Origin of the sequence: Acidovorax sp. GW101-3H11, from assembly GCF_001633105.1 — a bacterium.
Lineage (GTDB): Bacteria > Pseudomonadota > Gammaproteobacteria > Burkholderiales > Burkholderiaceae_C > Acidovorax.
In genome coordinates this window covers 19779-36555 of record NZ_LUKZ01000009.1, presented here as the reverse complement: position 1 = coordinate 36555, position 16777 = coordinate 19779, and the positions used below count along the sequence as shown (strand labels likewise).

Sequence of the window (16777 nt, the reverse complement as noted above, 5' to 3'; positions counted from 1 at the left end):
GGGGTCAGCGGGGCACAGAGTGCTTGCTACTCATGCTTGTACTGCTTGTCGCACCCCATCACATGGTTGTTGCTGCTCGACATGCATTGGTAGAACAGCTTCTTGTTGCCCGACGAGGACTGGCAGTCCGACACGCTGTACCTGCCCCGGGCCTCGCGGATCTTGGGGGCGTTCTTGTCGAAGTCGGCCTTGCTCATGTAGCCATCGCGCACGTTCTTCTGGCCCACTTCCAGCATGGTGTCGGCCTGATCGTGGATGTTGCCCACGGCGGCGGTGCAGTTGAGGGGCACCTGCTTGCTATCCACGGTCTGCAGGGACTTCTTCAAGCCCTCCCCGAACTCTTCAACGTCTTTCGGGATTTTCTTGGTGCCGTCCGCGTTGTACTGCTGGCCCGGTTTGCCCGATGAAGATGAAGAAACGCTTCGGGTGGAGCCGTTGTTGCTCTGCAGCTTGAGCGGCTCGGCATCCGCATGGGACGGCGGCGGCTGGGAGCCGTAGTGCGTCTTGCCCTGGGCGTCCACCCACTTGTAGACGGGCTGCGCCTGCGCGCCGGCCGCAAGGCCGCACACCAGGGCCGCCATTGCCAGCCATGACAGTGTCTTGTTCATCCTCTCCATCCCTCTCGTTCATTGACGATCAAAAAAGCCGTTCACCGATTGATGCACAAGCGGCAACAGCTATTATTTTTATAGCAAACCCAGGCTCACTCGGCCCCGTGCCACTCAGGGCAGGTCTTTGTTCACCTCGGGCGCTGCCGCATCGCGCGGGCCGATGGTGCCCAGGCGGCTCTTGAGCGACTGGGACTGGCCGGTGAGCATGGCGGCGTAGTTGGTGGTGTTGGCCAGCACCTTCTTCACGTAGTCGCGCGTTTCGGCAAAAGGCACGTTCTCGGCCCAGATGGCGGCGTCCAGCACGGGGCCGTTGCGCCAGCTGCGCGGGCGTCCGGGGCCGGCGTTGTAGGCCGCCGCGGCCATGGGCATGGAGCCCGCGAAGTCGTCCAGCGCGAGCTTGAGGTACGCCGTGCCGATGGTGATGTTGGTGTCGCGATCGTTGATCTGGTCGGCGGTGAAGTTGGTCATACCGATCTTCTTGGCCGTCCAGCGCGCGGTGGCGGGCATGACCTGCATCAGGCCCGAGGCGCCCACATGGGAGCGCGCGTCCATGATGAAGCGGCTTTCCTGGCGGATCAGGCCGTAGACATAGGCCGGGTCCAGCCCAATGCCGTTGGCGCGCTCCACCACCGCGCTGCGGAAGGGGGTGGGGAAACGCTGGGTGACGTCCACCACGCTCTTGGTGCGTTCACTGGTGTTGATGCAGCGGTCCCACACCTCGCGCTGGCAGGCGAAGTCGGCGGCGGCCAGCAGTTCGCGGTCGGGCATGCCGCCGCTCTGGTGCAGGTTGGTGGTGTAGTTCCATTCGCGCACGCCCTCGGTGCGCAGGCCCAGCAGGATGGCGTAAAGGGCACGGTTCAGGCCCGGGTTGGCGCGGGCACCCGCTTTTTCTTCGGCGGTGAGGGGCGCGGGGGCCTGGGGCGTGGTGATGCGCTGGCCCAGTTCTTCCAGCGCCAGCATTTCGTAGAAGCCTCGGGTGCTGGCAATGCCTTCGAGCAGCTGGCGCGCTTCGGCGCGTTCGGCATCGGTCACGCGGCCTGCGAGCAGTGCGCGCGCCTTCCAGTACACCCAGGTGCTGTCCTGGCGCCCTTCGGGGCCCATGGCGTCCACGGCCTTGCCCACTGTCTTCCACTGCCCGGCACGCAGCGCGGCGCGCACCTTCCAGCCCAGCAGGTCGTCGTTCAGGTCGGTGTCCTTGGTCACGTTGGCAAAGTAGCCCGCCGCGTTGGACGAGAGCTTTTGCGCAGCGGCCTTGCCGATCACGCCCCAGGCCCAGTTGCGCTCTTCGGCCGAGAGGTGCACGCCCCATTTGTTGTCCAGCTGCTGCGCGGCGCCGTCCGGGTCGCTGCCTCCGAGCTTGATCAGGGCCAGCAGCACCAGCTCTTGCCGGGCGTTGCCGCGTGCCGTGGCGCGCGAGAGCAGGAATTTGGTGGGCGCGTCCAGCACCTCCTTGAGCTGCGGCAGCGCGTCGGGCGAGACGATCTCGACCGCGTTGCGCACCACGCGCGGGCGGTTGGCCTCCACGCCCAGACGCGCCTTGCGCCAGATGTCGAGCGCGCTGAGTTTCTTGTAGCTGTACAGCTCGCCAGCGGCATGGGTGCAGCCATCGTCGGCGTCGCGGATCGCATACCAGTTGCTGCGCACATCGTCCGCCACGGTGGCGGGGGCGGTGCCTTTGAGGGTGTCGATCAGCAGCGCATAGCAGCGCACTTCGCGGTCGTCCGACATGCGGTAGGCGGGGTGCTGCTCGGCAAACTGCGCCCAGTTGCGCCGCTGGCCCAGCAGCAGCAGCCAGTCGTTGCGCAGGCGGTCCTCCTGGTAGCTGCCCGCGTAGCGCTGCATGAAGGACTGGATTTCAGCGGGCTGGGCCTCGGCCAGGCGCACGCGCAGCTCCCAGTAGGCGGCCCAGGGCTCCAGCGCATGGCCACGGGCGGAGGGCAGCAGTTGCTCCAGCCGCTTGCGGTCGCCCTTGCGGAAGGCCTGCTGCATCTCCAGCAGGGTGTCGTCGCCCTTGCTGTTTTGCGCCTGGACAAGGGGGGCAGCCGTGGCAAGCAGGGCACTGGCGACAAGCGGTGTCAGAATTCGAAACAATTGCATGGGGGAATTATGTGATGGACAAAGCAGCCCTTCGGCGCGCATTGATAGAAGAACGTCTCAATCTGCCCGACCGCCTACAGCGGTCCGACCTGTTACAGCAGGTGATGCGCATCTGGCTTGTGAACCGGCCCGACACCGTGATCGGCGCCTATTGGCCCATCAAGGGCGAGTTCGACCCCCTGCCTGCCCTGCATCGCTGGAAGGAAGACGGCGAACTGCTGGACGAGCCCCAGCTGCGCCGCATCGGCCTGCCGGTGGTCAACAAGCAGCACAAAACGCTCACCTTCCACGCCTGGTACCCCGGCTGCCCCATGGAGGAAGACGCCTACGGCATCCCCAAGCCCAAGGACACCGAGGTCATCGTGCCCACGCTGCTGTTTGTGCCCTGCGTGGGCTACGCGGCCGGGGGCTACCGCCTGGGCTATGGCGGCGGGTTCTATGACCGCACGCTGGCCACGCTGCAGCCCAAGCCGTTCACCGTGGGACTGGGGTTCACCCACGGCTTCCTGGACGACTTCGAGCCCGAAGAATTCGACCTGCCGCTCGATGCCATCCTGAACGACAACGGCGTGGTCTGGCCGATCTGATCGGCGGCGGGGTGGCCGGTGATGCGCGCCGCGCATCATTCAGACCGCGTTTTGGCATCGCTGGCGCGCCGCGCAGCCGCTAGCATGGCGGGCTGACCTTTATTTTTCAGGTGCCCACCATGCCCAAGCTCTACATCGGCAACAAGAACTATTCGTCCTGGTCCATGCGCCCCTGGGTGCTGCTCAAGCAGGCCGGCATCCCGTTCGAGGAAGTGCGCGTGCGCTTCGACAGCTTCGAGACCGACTCGGAATTCAAGCGCGTCATCGGCCCCGTGAGCCCCACCGGCAAGGTGCCAGTGCTGGTCGATGGCGACCTGGTGGTGTGGGACACCCTGGCCATCGCGGAATACGTGGCCGAAACCTGGGCCGACAAGCAACTGTGGCCCGCCGACCCCAAAGCCCGCGCGCGCGCCCGCAGCGTCTGCGCCGAAATGCACAGCGGCTTCACCGCCCTGCGCAGCCACTGCATCATGAACATCGAGGCCGACCTGGCCGACACCGGCGCGCTGATCTGGCGCGACAAGCCTGGCGTGCGCGCCGATGTGGCCCGCTTGGTGGAGATGTGGAGCGCGCTGCTGCAAGAACACGGCGGGCCGATGCTGTTTGGTCAGTTCTCGGTGGCCGATGCCTACTTTGCCCCCGTGTGCACACGCCTGCACACCTATGCCCTGCCTGTGCCCCCCCAGATCGCCGCCTATGTGGACCGGGTGCGCGCACTGCCGGGTGTCAAGGCATGGATAGACGACGCCCTGGCCGAGAAAGACTTTCTCGACTTTGAAGAGCCCTACCGCCTGCAACCCACGCAAGACTGAAGCACACCATGGCCGTCACCATCTACCTGCGCTACGTGCTCAACACGAGCAAGCTCAAGGAGTTTGAGCACTACGGAAAACTGTGGATCCCACTGGTCGAGAAGTTCGGCGGTCAGCACCACGGTTACTTCCTACCCAGCGAAGGGGCCAACAACATCGCGCTGGCGCTGTTCACGTTTGAAAGCCTCGCGGCCTACGAACGCTACCGCGAGGCGTCGATGCAGGACGCGGAATGCCAGGCGGCGTTCCGCTATGCCGAGGAGACAGGGTGCATCGTGAGTTACGAGCGGAGCTTTTTCAGGCCGGTGTTTGGCTGACGCGAATCCGCGTTGAATCCTCAGCACCGTTCGGGCTGAGCTTGTCGAAGCCTCGCGCGGCGCTTCGACAAGCTCAGCGTGATCGTTTTTTTGTTTTTTGATCGCACCGTGATACACGCCTGTGCGGGTGGATGAAGGTCTACCGGAACTGCTTGCGCAAAAACGCCTTGTGCCGCGCGATGTGCGCCAGCTGTGCGGGGGCGATGGAGCCGCCCAGGTCTTCGTCCTCGGTGTTGAGCACCTGGTTGGCATAAGCCATGGCGCGGGCCACCACCTCTTCTTCGCTCACGCCCTGCGGGGCTGCCAGGTCCATCGCCACGCGGCGCATGGCGCGCTGCGACAGCATCCACATCGCGCCGAAGGAATCCCACGCGGCCGCCACCTCCTTGAACTTGTCGTGTTCGGCCAGGATGTCGTTGAGCGGCTTGGCCAGGATCTCCTGCAGCCCCTCCACCTTCGCCTTCAGGGCCTCGAACTGCGCCTCGCGCTGCAAGGCTTCGGCGGCCGCGTTGGCAGCGGCATCGGGCGCGGTGGGCACGGGCACGCTGCCGTCGGGGTTGAGCTGGGCGATGGTGAGGTCAGACGAGAGGGACATGATGGGTTGAATATACGGCGCGGCGCAGGTCCTAAACTAGCCCGATGCAAATCTACATGGTGGGCGGCGCGGTCCGCGACAAGCTGCTGGGCCGGCCGGTGAATGACCGCGACTGGGTGGTGGTGGGCGCGACGCCCGAGCAGATGCTGGCGCTGGGCTACCTGCCCGTGGGGCGCGATTTCCCCGTCTTTTTGCACCCCGAGACGCGCGAGGAATACGCCCTGGCCCGCACCGAGCGCAAGAGCGGGCGCGGCTACCGGGGCTTTGTGGTGCACAGCGCACCCGATGTGACGCTGGAAGAAGACCTCTCGCGCCGCGACCTTACTATCAATGCGATAGCTGAAAACACAGATGGGACGAGCGCAGAGGGCATTTTTGACCCCTATTCTGGTGCCCAGGACATTGAAGCGCGCGTGCTGCGCCATGTGACCGACGCGTTCCGCGAAGACCCGGTGCGCATCCTGCGCGTGGCGCGGTTTGCGGCGCGCTTCACCGACTTCAGCGTGGCGCCCGAAACCATGCAGCTGATGCGCGAGATGGTGGAACACGGCGAGGTGGACCACCTGGTGCCCGAGCGCGTGTGGCAGGAGCTGGCGCGCGGGCTGATGGAAGAACAACCCTCGCGCATGTTCGAGGTGCTGCGCGACTGTGGCGCACTGGCCGTGCTGCTGCCCGAGGTGGCGCGCCTGTGGGGCGTGCCCCAGCGGGCCGAATACCACCCCGAGGTGGACACCGGCGTGCACCTGATGATGGTGCTGGACATGGCGGCGCGGCTCTCGGCGCCGCTCACGGTGCGGTTTGCCTGCCTGGCGCACGACCTGGGCAAGGGCACCACGCCCGCCGATGTGCTGCCGCGCCACATCGACCACGAAACCCGCAGCGCGGAGCTGCTGAAAGACGTGGCCGAGCGCCTGCGCGTGCCCGTGGACTGCCGCGAGACGGCCGATGTGGTGGCGCGTGAACATGGCCACATCCACCGCAGCACCGATTTGTCTGCCGCCGCACTGGTGCGCCTGCTGGAGCGCTGCGACGCGATCCGCAAGCCCGGGCGGTTTGCCGAGATCCTGCTGGCCTGCGAGTGCGACGCACGCGGGCGGCTGGGGTTTGAAGAGTCTGCCTATCCGCAGCGCCCGCGCCTGCTGGCCGTGCTGGGCGCCGTGCAGTCGGTGGTCACGCGCGAGATTGCGGCGCAGGCAGCGGCCAAGGGGCTGAGCGGCCCGCAGGTGGGCGGGCTGATCCACCAGGCGCGGGTGGCAGCGGTGGCGCAGTGGCTCAAAGCACCCACTGCGCTCTGAACCGATCAACGCACGCTGAGAGCGGCCCTTACCAGCGCAGCAGGCGCGGCCCCAGCATGGCGCCCAGCGCCGTGGGGATGGCGATGCCCGCCAGGTACCACACGGCCAGGAAGGGCGTGGCCATCTCTGGGCAGTGCAAGGCATAGACCAAGGCGCCCAGCGCACCGGCCAGCAGGCCCGCGCCCGCGCCCGCCCAGGCCAGGCGGGTGGGTGCTGCGCCCTTGAGCGCCCAGAACCCGGCCACGAACGCGGGCACCGACAGCGCGGCGATGTTGAATGGGCAGGTGCGCCAGGTGCTGCCCAGGATGAGCGGCGCACGCTCTGCCGCAGGCACCTGCGCCAGTGCCCCCAGGGCCAGGGCCCAGAGCACCAGCGGCGGCACGGCCAGCCACAGGGCGGCATGGCCGACCTGCATGCCCGGGCGGGCCATGCGGCGCAACAGCCCCACCCCGGCCGCAGCCAGGGCCGCCGCAAACACCAGCTTGCCCCAGAACATGGGCAGCGCCATGGTCGCCAGCAGGTCGGGGCGCAGGCCAAACAGCGCCAGCATCAGCACCCCGGCACCGGCAATGCCCGCTGCGGTGGCCACGGCAAACCGCTGCTCGATGGCGGCGCGCTGCACAGGCCGCTCGTCCGCAGCCAGCAGGTGGATCAATTCATCGGTTTTCATGCTATTTCTCCTGGGCTTTGCGCGCATCCGGGGGCAGCACCGACCGGCCTGCGGTGTCCGGTGGTTTGCCCGCCCCCTTCTGGGCGTAAGCCATGTCCCTGATCCTGGCGGCCAGGGCCTTGAGCCCCCGGTGCACGCCGACTTTGACGGCCGACTCCGACAGCCCCGTCAGGCGCGCCGTCTCGACCACAGACAACCCTTCCAGCTTCACATACTCAATCGGCAGGCGCTGCTTGTCCGGCAGGGTCTGCAGCAGCTGCCCCAGGTCGCGCCGCGCCTCGGCAGCCTCGCTGTCGCTGCTGGCAAACAGTTCGTCCGCATCGTCCAGCGGGTCGTTGCGCGCCTCTTTGGCGGCATGCGAGCGCAGCCAGTCGATGAGCTTGTAGCGCGCAATCGCATGCGCCCAGGCCGTCACCGGCATCTCGGGCCGGTAGGTGTGGCGCTGGTTGTGCACGGCCAGCAGCGTCTCCTGCACCAGATCCTCGACCTCGTCGGGCCGCTGCGCCAGGCGGCGGCGCAAAAACGCACGCAGGTGGGCGCTCAGCTCCTTCAGAAAGCGCTGGTAGGCGGCAGCGTCCGCATCCAGCCCCTGCAGCAGCAAGGCCCGCAAGCGCTCTTCCACAGTCTCCATGGTGTCTCCCTGCAAGGTATTCGTCTCCAGAGGCCCACGGGTTACAGGCAGCGCAAAAAATTCTTTGCACAACCGCCGCGATCTTTTTTTTGCGCAGCGCTGTAACCCGCCCGCTGCACAGCGCGAATTACAACGCAGATCGGGCCGCTGAAAGCCGCTTTCGCGCAGCACCCCGGTCGGATTCAACCCTTACCCAACCTTCGGAGAACCGTACCATGACCACCCGCCCCCTCAGCCTTGGCGCCCTCGCCCTTGTTGCCCTCACTTCTGGTGCCGCCATGGCCCAGACCAGCTCCGCGCCCATGGATGGCGCCAAGCCCGCCATGGAGAAGTGCTATGGCGTGTCGATGGCCGGCAAGAACGACTGCGCCGCAGGCCCCGGCACCACCTGCGCAGGCTCGTCCAAGATGGACTACCAGGGCAACGCCTGGAAGTTTGTACCCGCAGGCACCTGCGCCACGATCAAGACGCCCAAGGGCATGGGCTCGCTGACACCCGCCAAGGCCTGACCCATGGCCCCGCACCCGCTCACCGCTGGCCTGGGCCTCAAGCCCCAGCACTATGGCGAGGCGCTGCATTGCAGCGCCCCCGGCCTGTGGTGGGAGGTGCACCCCGAAAACTACCTGGCCGACGGCGGCCCGCGCCTGGCCTGGCTGGAGGCCATCCGCGCACGCCACCCCGTGGCGCTGCATGGCGTGTCGCTGTCGCTCGCGGCCGACGCGCCGCCCGATGCGGCCCACCTGGCGCGCCTGGCCGCCCTCACAAGGCGCGTGGAGCCCGCCATCGTTTCAGAGCACCTGGCCTGGTCCACCTGGCGCGGGCAGTACCTCCCCGACCTGCTGCCGTTTCCGCGCACCCACGCCGCGTTGCAGCGCATTGCCGACAACATCGCCCGCACGCAGGATGTGCTGCAACGCCCCATCGCGATCGAGAACCCCACGCACTACCTGCACATCGACGGCCACGACTGGGCCGAGACTGAATTTCTGGCCGCGCTGGTGCAGCGCACCGGCTGCGCCCTGCTGCTGGACGTGAACAACGTGCACGTCAGCGCCCACAACCTGGGTTTTTGCGCGCAGACGTACCTCGACGCGTTTCCCCTGCATGCCGTGGCCGAGATCCACCTCGCAGGCCACCATGCCGACCCGGTACATGGCGATGCCTTGCTCATCGACAGCCACGATGCGCCCGTGGCGCCCGCCGTGTGGGCACTGTACGAGCAGGTGATCGCACGCACCGGCCCCGTACCCACCCTGATCGAGCGCGACGAGCACCTGCCCGCGTTTGGCGAACTGATGGACGAGCGCGACCGGGCCCACCGGGCGCTCTCGGCCGCGCACGCAGCGCAGCCCGAGGAGGCCGCATGCAGCTGAGCACATTCCAGGACGGCTTTTCTGCTGCGCTGCACGGCCAGGCCGTGCATGCGCCGTGGCTGTCCGCATTGGAGGCCCAGCCGGGTTTTGCCGTGTACCGCAATACCGTGCTCAAGGGCTGCATCGACGCGCTGCAGGCCAGCTACCCCACCGTGTGCCAGCTGGTGGGCACCGACTGGTTCCGTGCAGCGGCCGCCATGTACGCGCGCGCCCAGCCGCCCCGTGATGGCTTGCTGATGGACTATGGCGACGGCTTCGTCCACTTTCTGAACCAGTTCGCGCCCGCTGCCGACCTGCCTTACCTGGGCGCCGTGGCGCGCCTGGACCGCTGCTGGACCGAATGCCACCTGGCGGCGGATGCCCCCGCTGTGGGCCGCGACTGGCTGGCACAGCAGGCCCCACACACCTTGCCCCAGGTGCCACTGCGCCCCCACCCTGCCGCGCGCTGGGCCTGGTGCGATGCGCATCCCGCCTATGCACTGTGGCAGCACCACCGCGCGGGCCTGGCGCTGCCCGACGCGTTGGACTGGTTTGGCGATGGGGCCCTGCTCACCCGGCCCCACACGGAAGTGACATGGCGCCCCTTGCCCCGCGCAGGGGTAGCGTTTCTGGACGCCTGCGCCCAAGGCCTCCCGCTGGAGGCCGCAGCCACCCGCGCCCTGGAGACCGAGCCCGGCACCGACTTTGCCGCCCTGATGGGCAGCCTGCTGGACGCAGGCGCCCTGACCCTCACCGATTCACGCGCAGGCTGAGAACCTGTTCAAAGGAGCCCCCCATGCACACCACCACCCACTTCCCCACCGCCCCCGCCAAAGGCCCGCGCGTGCTGCTGGCCCGCCTGGCCGATGCCGCCACCTGGCTCACGCCCCACAGCCTGCTGGCCCTGGTGAACCGCGTGGCCATCGCGGGCATCTTCTGGCTGTCGGCACGCACCAAGGTCGATGGCTGGTTCACCATCTCCGACAGCGCCTACGCGCTGTTCCGCGACGAGTACAAGCTGCCCTTGCTGCCGCCCGAACTGGCGGCGCAGATGGCCACAGTGGCCGAGCACCTGTTCCCGGTGCTGCTGGTGCTGGGCCTGTTCACGCGCCTGTCGGCCCTGGCCCTGCTGGGCATGACGCTGGTGATCCAGGTGTTTGTGTACCCCGACGCCTGGCCCACGCACCTGTCGTGGGCGGGGCTGATGCTGTACCTGGCGGGGCGTGGTGCGGGCAATGTCTCGCTGGACCGGGCGCTGGGGATTCGCTGACGATTTGGCTTTTTATGCTGCCGCCGTGCGCACCCAGCGCACGATGTCCGCCGCGCCCAGCGCGCCGGAAATGCGCGCCACCTCGCGCCCCTGCTGGAACAGGACCATGGTCGGGATGCTGCGAATGGCATAACGCGCAGCGATGGCCTGCTGGTCTTCGGTGTTGAGCTTGGCCAGGCGCACACGCGGCTCCAGCTCGCGCGCAGCCTGCGCAAAGGCGGGCGCCATCTGGCGACAGGGCCCGCACCAGGGCGCCCAGAAGTCCACCAGCACGGGGATGTGGTTGCGCACCACCTGCTTGTCGAAGCTGGTGGCATCCAGCTCCAGCGGGGCGCCCATAAACAGGGGGCGGTGGCAGCTGCCGCAGTCGGGCGCGCTGCCCAGCTGGGCGGCCTGCACGCGGTTGGTGGTGTGGCAATGGGGGCAGACGATGTGCAGGGCTTCGGTCATGGGCAGGTCAGGGGTTTTCTGACAAACCACATGGCGACCACAGCGTGGCGTTTCAAGGGCGAACTACAGCAGCTTGGTCAGCAGGCTCACCACAAAACTCAGCAGCAGCGTGGACGCGAGCGGCACATCCCAGTCGCGCCCCAGCCAGCGAAACCGGAAGTCCCCCGGCAGGCGCCCAAAGCCCATGCGGCGCAGCAGCGGCGACAGCCAGCTGATGAGCATTAGGGCCAGGACGATGACGAGGAGCCAGCGGAACATGGGGCCTGCAGCCTCACAGCCGGTGCGAGCGGTCGCCGTGCGCAAACCCCACGGGCTCCCACGCCTCGCCCGCGCCCACGGCCAGCACCTTGAACAGCTCGCCCATTTCATGCTCCATGATCAATTTGGCCGCTGTCGCGCGCCCCTCTTGCGGCAGTTGCTCCATTTTTAATAGCAACCCACAGTTGATGAGGAAATGCGCCTGCGTGGTGTAGCCCAGCACGTTCAGGCCCGCCTCCTGCGCGGCCAGCGCCATGGCGGTGAAGTTAACGTGGGCGGTGATGTCCTTGCGGCCCACCGCCACCAGCGGGTCGCCGTCGGCCAGGTGGCCCTGGTGGCACATCACGGTGCCCATGTGGCGCTGGGGGTGGTAGTACTCGCTTTCGCCAAAGCCGTAGTCCAGCAGGAAGGCCGCGCCGCGCGTGAGCCGGTCGGCCAGCATGCGCATGAAGCCTTCGCCCTGCGCGTGGATCTCGGTCAGGTAGTCCTGCGGGCCTTCGATGTCCACGGGCGGGCGCAGGTCGGTGGGGCGGTCGGCCCAGGCAAAGCGGCCGTCTGCGTCCACCACCACGCCGCGTTCGTGCCACACGCCGCCCTGCTGGCCGCCATGGCGCGCGAGCAGTTGCACGGGCATGGCATCGAGCACCTCGTTGCCCACCACCACGCCGCTGAATTTCTCAGGCAAGGCATCCACCCAGCGCAGCTTGTGGGCATGCGCCACCAGCCTGGCCTGCTGGCGCGCGCGCAGGCTGCCCGACAGATCAACGATGGTGTAGCGCTGCACCTGGTCGCCCAACGCATCCAGCAACTGCAGCGGCAGCGCGCCGGAGCCCGCGCCAAACTCCCACACCTCGTCGGTCCCGGTGTGCGCCAGGGCTTCGCCCACCTGCACGGCCAGCGTCTGGCCGAACAGGGGGGTCATCTCGGGCGCGGTCACAAAGTCGCTGCCGGACTCGGGCATGGCGCCGAACTTGGTGGAATCGTTGGCGTAATAGCCCAGGCCGGGGGTGTAGAGGGCCAGTGCCATGAAGCGGTCAAACCCCAGCCAGCCCCCTTCGGCGGCAATGGCCTGGGTGATGTGCTGGTGCAGGGCGGTCGTTAAACTGTCGGGTCTTTGGGTCACGGCCCGCATTGTCTCCCAGCCCACATGCCTACTCCCTCCCACCCGCGCACCGTTCTGGTCACAGGCGCCGCCAAGCGCCTGGGCCGCAGCATTGCGCTGGCGCTGGCAGAGGGCGGCTGGCAGGTGGCGGTGCACTACCGCTCGTCGCAGCAGGATGCTATGGATACCGTAGCTGCTTGCGCACAGCTGACGCGCGGTAGTGCCCTTTTTGATGCAAATTTCGAAGACGAGGCCGCCGTGCGCGGCCTGCTGCCCCGCGTGGTGGCGCACTTTGGCCGCGTGGATGCGGTGGTCAACAGTGCCTCGCTGTTCGAGCACGACAACGCCGCCACCTTTGGCTTTGCCGCGCTCGAAAAACACCTGCGCAGCAACACCGCCGCCCCCGTGCTGCTGGCCCAGGCGCTGCACCAGCATGTGGCCGACCGCGTGGTGGCAGGCGAGGCCGATGCCCAGGGCGCTGTGGTCAACCTGCTGGACCAGAAGCTCTGGAACCAGAACCCCGACTTCGTGAGCTACACGCTCTCCAAGGCCGCGCTGGAGGCCGCAGGCACCATGCTGGCGCTGGCGCTGGCGCCGCGCGTGCGGGTGGTGGGCGTGGCGCCGGGCCTCACGCTCACCAGCCACATGCTCAGCGACGACAAGTTTGCACAGCTGCATGCGCTCTCCCCGCTGGGCCGCTCGTCCACCGCAGAGGATGTGGCCGCCACCGTCAAATTTGCGCTGGAGAACCGGTCGATCACCGGCACCACGCTGCTGGTGGACGGTGGCCAGCACCTGATGAAGTTTGACCGCGATTTTTCAATGATGTGAGCGCAAGCTCACGCAGAAAGCCATCTCCCATGGACCACAAAGCCGTCGGCACCCAGATCCTCACGCTCACCGGCCTGCGCTTCGACGCCAACCTGGGCATCCTCTCGCACGAGAAGACCGCCCCCCAGCCCATCCAGGTCGATGCCGAGCTGAGCCTGGGCGTGCAGCCGCTCGCGCCGCGCGACGACGACATCCAGCATGTGCTGGACTACCGCAAGGTGCGCCAGATCATCATCGACGAGTGCCGCGCCGAGCATGTGAACCTGCTGGAAAGCCTGATCGGCAAGCTGTCCAACCGCCTGATGCAGCTGCCCGGCGTGCTGGGCGTGCGGGTGAAGATCGCCAAGCTGGAGATTTTTGACGACTGCGAAGTGGCGATTCGTGTGGAAACCGGGCAGTGGTGAACGCAGTGCCCGGGCCCGCAAAAAGGCACAAATGAGACAATCGGCGGCATGAGTACCGTCTGGACAGAAGTCGAAGCCCCCTCCGTTGCCGCCACCGCGCCGCGCAACGACTTGAAGATCGAGCGCGAAACCCACAAGCTGGAAAAGCGCCTGTGCCGCGAGGTCGGCAAGGCGATTGTGGACTTCAACATGATCGAAGAAGGCGACAAGGTGATGGTGTGCATGTCCGGCGGCAAGGACAGCTACACCCTGCTGGACATCCTCATCAAGATGAAGGCGCGCGCGCCCATTCACTTTGACCTGGTGGCCGTGAACCTGGACCAGAAACAGCCCGGGTTCCCAGAGCACATCCTGCCCGAATACCTGGCCAGCACCGGAGTGCCGTTCCACATCGAGAACGAAGACACCTACAGCATCGTCAAGAAGCTGGTGCCCGAGGGCAAGACCACCTGCAGCCTGTGCAGCCGCCTGCGCCGGGGCATCCTGTACCGCGTGGCCGACGAGCTGGGCTGCACCAAGATCGCGCTGGGCCACCACCGCGACGACATCCTGCAGACCCTGCTGCTCAACATGTTCTTTGGCGGCAAGATGAAGAGCATGCCGCCCAAGCTGGTCAGCGACGATGGCAAGCATGTGGTGATCCGCCCGCTGGCCTACGTGGCCGAGAAGGACACGGCCCGCTGGTCCGCGCACCGCGACTTCCCCATCATCCCCTGCAACCTGTGCGGCAGCCAGGAGAACCTGCAGCGCAAGCAGGTGGGCGAGATGCTGCGCGAGTGGGAGAAAAAATTCCCCGGCCGCGTGGAGAACATGTTCACCGCGCTGCAGAACGTGGTGCCCTCGCACCTGCTGGACGGCGATCTGTACGACTTCAAGAACGCCCGGGCCACGGGCATCGCCAGCGAAGACGGCGACAAGGCGTTTGACAAGGAAGAGTTTGCGGCGCCCTCGCCATCGCTGCCGGGCGTGCAGGTGGTGCAGCTGTCGTGAACCCCGGCGGGCTGCGGCACTCTCACAGAGATCTCTTTTTCTGGAGCCTCTGAGCATGACAGCCCGACGCCGCTGGATTCCCCTTCTTGCACTCGGCCTGGCCACCGCCCTGCTCGCAGGCTGCAGCACCACGCGCGTGGTCGAAGGCCAGGTGCAAAGCTTCTCGACCCTGGCGGCCGTGCCCACGCCCGCCACCTACCGCATCGACCGCCTGCCTTCGCAGCAGGCCCCATCGTTTGACGCCATCGCCACGCTGGCCGAGCAATCCCTGGCCCGCGCAGGCCTGCAGCGCGACGAAACCGCGCCCCGCCTGCTGGTGCAACTGGGCGTGCAGGCCGACGCCGTGCCGCGCTATGACCCGTTCCGGCCTTATGGACCCTACAGCCCCGGCCCCTGGGGCATGGGCGGCTGGTATGGCCGGGGCTGGGGCGTGCATGGCATGTGGCGTTTTGGCGACCCCACGCCGCTGCACCGCCGCGCTGTCAGCATCGTGATGCGCGACGCCGCCACCCAGGCCGTGGTGTACGAAACATCGGCCGTGCACGAGGACGTGTGGGTGAGCGACCCGGCCGTGTATGGCGTGCTGTTCGACGCCGCGCTCAACGGTTTTCCGAAGCCGCCCCAAGGGCCCCGCCAGGTGCGCCTGCCCCTGGCGCCGCCAGCTCCCTGACACCCTGCAGCCCCCACCACCCCACTGCATGCAAGCCACCCGCATCGTTGCCATCCGCCACGGCGAAACCGCCTGGAACGTGGACACCCGCATCCAGGGCCACCTGGATATTCCGCTCAACACCACCGGCCTGTGGCAGGCCGATCAGGTGGCCCGTGCACTTGCCGACGAGCCCATCACCGCCATCTACACCAGCGACCTGAAGCGCGCCCACGCCACCGCCCAGGCCGTGGCGCGCAGCACGGGCGCACCGCTCACCACCCACACCGGCCTGCGCGAGCGCAGCTTCGGCCATTTCCAGGGCCGCACCTTTGCCGAAATCGAGGCCGAGCTGCCCGAGGACGCCTACCGCTGGCGCAAGCGCGACCCGCACTATGCCCCCGAGGGCGGCGAGTCGCTGGTCACATTGAGAGAACGCATCGAACGCACCGTGGCCCAACTGGCGCAGCAGCACCTGGACGAGCAGGTGGTGATGGTGGCGCACGGCGGCGTGCTCGATGTGCTGTACCGCCTGGCCACGCGCCAGGACATCCAGGCGCCCCGCACCTGGCAACTCTCCAACGCGGCCATCAACCGCCTGCTGTGGACACCCGACGGCCTGAGCCTGGTGGGCTGGGCCGACACGCAGCACCTGGACAACAACGCCCTCCGCGATGAAACCCATTCCTGACGCCCTGCAGTCCACCATCGGCCAACGCGTGGACCTGATCGACACCCCCGCCCTGGTGGTGGACCTGGACGCCATGGACCGCAACATCCAGCGCATGGCCGACTTTGCGCGCAAGCACCAGGTGCGCTGGCGCCCCCACGCCAAGATGCACAAAAGCGCCGAGCTGGCCCTGTTGCAGCAGCAGGCGGGCGCCCAGGGCGTGTGTGTGCAAAAAGTGGCCGAGGCCGAGGCACTGGCCGCCGGGGGCGTGCACGACATCACCATCACCAACCAGGTGGTTGCCATGCCCAAACTGCACCGCGTGGCACGGCTGGCCGCCCAGCTGGCGGCGCGCGGCGGGCGCCTGGGCGTGGCGGTGGACCACCCCGAAGGCATCACCCGCCTGGCCGAAGCCATGGCGCAGCATGGCAGCGATGCGGGCATCGACGTGCTGGTGGAGATCGACGTGGGCCAGGGCCGCTGCGGTGTGCCGCCCGGCGAGGCCGCCGTGCCGCTGGCGCTGGCTGTCTCGCGCAGCCCGCGCCTGCGGTTTGCGGGCCTGCAGGCCTACCATGGCCGCGCCCAGCACCTGGGCAGCAGCGTGGGCCGCCGCGAGGCGATTGCCCAGGTGGTGCGCGCCGCCCACCACACGCGCCAGCTCATCGAGGCCGAGGGCCTGACCGTGCCGCTGATCACTGGCTCGGGCACCGGCACCCTGGTGCACGAGGCCGCCAGCGGTGTGTTTGGCGAGCTGCAGGCGGGCTCCTTCATGTTCATGGACGCCGACTACGCGCGCAACGAGCGCGAGCCCGCGCAGCCCGCGTTTGAACACGCGCTGTTCGTCAAGACCCAGGTGGTGTCGGTGCGCGACACCCACGCGGTGTGCGACGCGGGCCACAAGAGCCACGCCATTGACTCCGGCCTGCCCACCGTGGCCCTGCTGCCCCCCGGGCACGCGCTGCGCTATGGCAACGGCGGCGACGAACATGGCCTGCTCTACGCCGACGGTCCCGAAGCCCGCCTGCCCACGCTGGGCCGCATGCTGTGGCTCATCCCCGGCCACTGCGACCCGACGGTGAACCTGCACGACTTCCTGATCGGGGTGCGCGGTGGCCTCGTGCAGGGCGTGGTGGAGCGCATCATCCGGGTGGATGCCAGAGGGGCGCTGACCTGAGTGATCGACTGA

The 16777-nt window shown here is 67.6% G+C and carries 22 protein-coding genes; 14 read left to right on the top strand and 8 right to left on the bottom strand.

The window, feature by feature from the left end:
• Nucleotides 1–26: 26 nt before the first annotated feature.
• Entirely contained in the window at nucleotides 27–608 is a 582-nt protein-coding gene (locus A1D30_RS06215; RefSeq protein ID WP_063459931.1) for a DUF4124 domain-containing protein, read from the bottom strand.
• Nucleotides 609–722: 114 nt separating this feature from the next.
• Nucleotides 723–2708 carry a lytic transglycosylase domain-containing protein gene (locus A1D30_RS06210; protein WP_063459930.1) on the bottom strand — a complete coding sequence of 662 codons (1986 nt, stop codon included), beginning with the start codon at nucleotides 2706–2708 and terminating at the stop codon, nucleotides 723–725.
• Nucleotides 2709–2722: 14 nt separating this feature from the next.
• Between A1D30_RS06210 and A1D30_RS06205 the strand changes: the two genes are divergently transcribed.
• The 3 genes from A1D30_RS06205 to A1D30_RS06195 all read left to right on the top strand — a co-directional run bounded on the left by A1D30_RS06205 (nucleotide 2723) and on the right by A1D30_RS06195 (nucleotide 4424).
• On the top strand, nucleotides 2723–3295 hold the full coding sequence (locus A1D30_RS06205; RefSeq protein WP_063459929.1) for a 5-formyltetrahydrofolate cyclo-ligase: 573 nt from the start codon (nucleotides 2723–2725) through the stop codon (nucleotides 3293–3295).
• 119 nt (nucleotides 3296–3414) lie between these two features.
• Nucleotides 3415–4107, top strand: a complete 693-nt coding sequence (locus tag A1D30_RS06200; RefSeq protein ID WP_063459928.1) for a glutathione S-transferase family protein — start codon at nucleotides 3415–3417, stop codon at nucleotides 4105–4107.
• An 8-nt stretch (nucleotides 4108–4115) separates the two neighbouring features.
• On the top strand, nucleotides 4116–4424 hold the full coding sequence (locus A1D30_RS06195) for an NIPSNAP family protein (RefSeq protein ID WP_063459927.1): 309 nt from the start codon (nucleotides 4116–4118) through the stop codon (nucleotides 4422–4424).
• 139 nt (nucleotides 4425–4563) lie between these two features.
• On the opposite strand, the gene A1D30_RS06190 is transcribed toward A1D30_RS06195, so the two are convergent.
• On the bottom strand, nucleotides 4564–5019 hold the full coding sequence (locus tag A1D30_RS06190; protein ID WP_063459926.1) for a hypothetical protein: 456 nt from the start codon (nucleotides 5017–5019) through the stop codon (nucleotides 4564–4566).
• Nucleotides 5020–5063: 44 nt separating this feature from the next.
• Here A1D30_RS06190 and A1D30_RS06185 point away from each other — a divergent pair, with 44 nt between their 5' ends.
• Entirely contained in the window at nucleotides 5064–6314 is a 1251-nt protein-coding gene (locus A1D30_RS06185; protein ID WP_063459925.1) for a multifunctional CCA addition/repair protein, read from the top strand.
• Between the two features lie 28 nt (nucleotides 6315–6342).
• On the opposite strand, the gene A1D30_RS06180 is transcribed toward A1D30_RS06185, so the two are convergent.
• Together A1D30_RS06180 and A1D30_RS06175 are read right to left on the bottom strand one after the other, a co-directional pair.
• A complete protein-coding gene (locus A1D30_RS06180; protein ID WP_063459924.1) occupies nucleotides 6343–6984 on the bottom strand; it encodes a DUF1109 domain-containing protein in 642 nt (213 codons plus the stop codon).
• Between the two features lies 1 nt (nucleotide 6985).
• Nucleotides 6986–7630: a sigma-70 family RNA polymerase sigma factor gene (locus A1D30_RS06175; RefSeq protein ID WP_277922017.1), complete on the bottom strand. Its 645-nt coding sequence runs from the start codon at nucleotides 7628–7630 to the stop codon at nucleotides 6986–6988.
• A 200-nt stretch (nucleotides 7631–7830) separates the two neighbouring features.
• Here A1D30_RS06175 and A1D30_RS06170 point away from each other — a divergent pair, with 200 nt between their 5' ends.
• The 4 genes from A1D30_RS06170 to A1D30_RS06155 are packed head-to-tail and all read left to right on the top strand — an operon-like array spanning nucleotide 7831 to nucleotide 10237.
• On the top strand, nucleotides 7831–8124 hold the full coding sequence (locus A1D30_RS06170) for a DUF2282 domain-containing protein (protein WP_063459922.1): 294 nt from the start codon (nucleotides 7831–7833) through the stop codon (nucleotides 8122–8124).
• Nucleotides 8125–8127: 3 nt separating this feature from the next.
• A complete protein-coding gene (locus A1D30_RS06165; protein ID WP_063459921.1) occupies nucleotides 8128–8988 on the top strand; it encodes a DUF692 domain-containing protein in 861 nt (286 codons plus the stop codon).
• Complete coding sequence (locus A1D30_RS06160) at nucleotides 8979–9740, top strand: DNA-binding domain-containing protein (protein WP_063459920.1); 762 nt, start codon at nucleotides 8979–8981, stop codon at nucleotides 9738–9740. The genes A1D30_RS06165 and A1D30_RS06160 overlap by 10 nt, the downstream gene beginning before the upstream one ends.
• Before the next feature lie 23 nt (nucleotides 9741–9763).
• The gene (locus A1D30_RS06155; RefSeq protein ID WP_109790899.1) at nucleotides 9764–10237 is read left to right on the top strand and encodes a DoxX family protein; all 474 of its coding nucleotides are present in this window, start codon (nucleotides 9764–9766) and stop codon (nucleotides 10235–10237) included.
• Nucleotides 10238–10249: 12 nt separating this feature from the next.
• On the opposite strand, the gene trxC is transcribed toward A1D30_RS06155, so the two are convergent.
• The 3 genes from trxC to A1D30_RS06140 form a co-directional block, all read right to left on the bottom strand.
• Nucleotides 10250–10687, bottom strand: a complete 438-nt coding sequence (gene trxC, locus A1D30_RS06150; RefSeq protein ID WP_063459919.1) for a thioredoxin TrxC — start codon at nucleotides 10685–10687, stop codon at nucleotides 10250–10252.
• Between the two features lie 63 nt (nucleotides 10688–10750).
• Nucleotides 10751–10945: a DUF2905 domain-containing protein gene (locus tag A1D30_RS06145; protein WP_063459918.1), complete on the bottom strand. Its 195-nt coding sequence runs from the start codon at nucleotides 10943–10945 to the stop codon at nucleotides 10751–10753.
• 13 nt (nucleotides 10946–10958) lie between these two features.
• Nucleotides 10959–12077: an SAM-dependent methyltransferase gene (locus A1D30_RS06140; protein ID WP_063459917.1), complete on the bottom strand. Its 1119-nt coding sequence runs from the start codon at nucleotides 12075–12077 to the stop codon at nucleotides 10959–10961.
• 15 nt (nucleotides 12078–12092) lie between these two features.
• On the opposite strand from A1D30_RS06140, the gene A1D30_RS06135 reads away from it, so the two are divergent.
• Genes A1D30_RS06135 through A1D30_RS06110 form a run of 6 tightly spaced genes read left to right on the top strand, consistent with a single transcriptional unit; the run spans nucleotide 12093 to nucleotide 16765 of the window.
• Nucleotides 12093–12878, top strand: a complete 786-nt coding sequence (locus A1D30_RS06135) for an SDR family oxidoreductase (protein WP_063459916.1) — start codon at nucleotides 12093–12095, stop codon at nucleotides 12876–12878.
• Nucleotides 12879–12907: 29 nt separating this feature from the next.
• A complete protein-coding gene (locus tag A1D30_RS06130; protein WP_063459915.1) occupies nucleotides 12908–13282 on the top strand; it encodes a dihydroneopterin aldolase in 375 nt (124 codons plus the stop codon).
• 48 nt (nucleotides 13283–13330) lie between these two features.
• The gene (gene ttcA, locus A1D30_RS06125) at nucleotides 13331–14272 is read left to right on the top strand and encodes a tRNA 2-thiocytidine(32) synthetase TtcA (protein WP_199865932.1); all 942 of its coding nucleotides are present in this window, start codon (nucleotides 13331–13333) and stop codon (nucleotides 14270–14272) included.
• Nucleotides 14273–14327: 55 nt separating this feature from the next.
• The gene (locus tag A1D30_RS06120; RefSeq protein WP_063459914.1) at nucleotides 14328–14942 is read left to right on the top strand and encodes a DUF4136 domain-containing protein; all 615 of its coding nucleotides are present in this window, start codon (nucleotides 14328–14330) and stop codon (nucleotides 14940–14942) included.
• Between the two features lie 28 nt (nucleotides 14943–14970).
• Nucleotides 14971–15612, top strand: a complete 642-nt coding sequence (locus A1D30_RS06115; protein WP_063459913.1) for a histidine phosphatase family protein — start codon at nucleotides 14971–14973, stop codon at nucleotides 15610–15612.
• The gene (locus A1D30_RS06110; protein WP_063459912.1) at nucleotides 15596–16765 is read left to right on the top strand and encodes a DSD1 family PLP-dependent enzyme; all 1170 of its coding nucleotides are present in this window, start codon (nucleotides 15596–15598) and stop codon (nucleotides 16763–16765) included. The genes A1D30_RS06115 and A1D30_RS06110 overlap by 17 nt, the downstream gene beginning before the upstream one ends.
• The last annotated feature ends 12 nt before the right edge of the window (nucleotides 16766–16777 follow it).

Excerpts from the sequence above, each read along its gene's own strand:
- A1D30_RS06210 (WP_063459930.1), bottom strand. The coding sequence starts at position 2,708 with ATGCAATTGTTTCGAATTCTGACACCGCTTGTCGCCAGTGCCCTGCTT.
- A1D30_RS06180 (WP_063459924.1), bottom strand. The coding sequence starts at position 6,984 with ATGAAAACCGATGAATTGATCCACCTGCTGGCTGCGGACGAGCGGCCT.
- A1D30_RS06170 (WP_063459922.1), top strand. The coding sequence starts at position 7,831 with ATGACCACCCGCCCCCTCAGCCTTGGCGCCCTCGCCCTTGTTGCCCTC.
- A1D30_RS06185 (WP_063459925.1), top strand. The coding sequence starts at position 5,064 with ATGCAAATCTACATGGTGGGCGGCGCGGTCCGCGACAAGCTGCTGGGC.
- A1D30_RS06110 (WP_063459912.1), top strand. The coding sequence starts at position 15,596 with ATGAAACCCATTCCTGACGCCCTGCAGTCCACCATCGGCCAACGCGTG.
- A1D30_RS06160 (WP_063459920.1), top strand. The coding sequence starts at position 8,979 with ATGCAGCTGAGCACATTCCAGGACGGCTTTTCTGCTGCGCTGCACGGC.
- trxC (WP_063459919.1), bottom strand. The coding sequence starts at position 10,687 with ATGACCGAAGCCCTGCACATCGTCTGCCCCCATTGCCACACCACCAAC.
- A1D30_RS06120 (WP_063459914.1), top strand. The coding sequence starts at position 14,328 with ATGACAGCCCGACGCCGCTGGATTCCCCTTCTTGCACTCGGCCTGGCC.
- A1D30_RS06200 (WP_063459928.1), top strand. The coding sequence starts at position 3,415 with ATGCCCAAGCTCTACATCGGCAACAAGAACTATTCGTCCTGGTCCATG.
- A1D30_RS06130 (WP_063459915.1), top strand. The coding sequence starts at position 12,908 with ATGGACCACAAAGCCGTCGGCACCCAGATCCTCACGCTCACCGGCCTG.
- A1D30_RS06215 (WP_063459931.1), bottom strand. The coding sequence starts at position 608 with ATGAACAAGACACTGTCATGGCTGGCAATGGCGGCCCTGGTGTGCGGC.
- A1D30_RS06115 (WP_063459913.1), top strand. The coding sequence starts at position 14,971 with ATGCAAGCCACCCGCATCGTTGCCATCCGCCACGGCGAAACCGCCTGG.
- A1D30_RS06190 (WP_063459926.1), bottom strand. The coding sequence starts at position 5,019 with ATGTCCCTCTCGTCTGACCTCACCATCGCCCAGCTCAACCCCGACGGC.
- A1D30_RS06155 (WP_109790899.1), top strand. The coding sequence starts at position 9,764 with ATGCACACCACCACCCACTTCCCCACCGCCCCCGCCAAAGGCCCGCGC.
- A1D30_RS06205 (WP_063459929.1), top strand. The coding sequence starts at position 2,723 with ATGGACAAAGCAGCCCTTCGGCGCGCATTGATAGAAGAACGTCTCAAT.
- A1D30_RS06135 (WP_063459916.1), top strand. The coding sequence starts at position 12,093 with ATGCCTACTCCCTCCCACCCGCGCACCGTTCTGGTCACAGGCGCCGCC.
- A1D30_RS06195 (WP_063459927.1), top strand. The coding sequence starts at position 4,116 with ATGGCCGTCACCATCTACCTGCGCTACGTGCTCAACACGAGCAAGCTC.
- A1D30_RS06165 (WP_063459921.1), top strand. The coding sequence starts at position 8,128 with ATGGCCCCGCACCCGCTCACCGCTGGCCTGGGCCTCAAGCCCCAGCAC.
- A1D30_RS06140 (WP_063459917.1), bottom strand. The coding sequence starts at position 12,077 with ATGCGGGCCGTGACCCAAAGACCCGACAGTTTAACGACCGCCCTGCAC.
- A1D30_RS06145 (WP_063459918.1), bottom strand. The coding sequence starts at position 10,945 with ATGTTCCGCTGGCTCCTCGTCATCGTCCTGGCCCTAATGCTCATCAGC.
- ttcA (WP_199865932.1), top strand. The coding sequence starts at position 13,331 with ATGAGTACCGTCTGGACAGAAGTCGAAGCCCCCTCCGTTGCCGCCACC.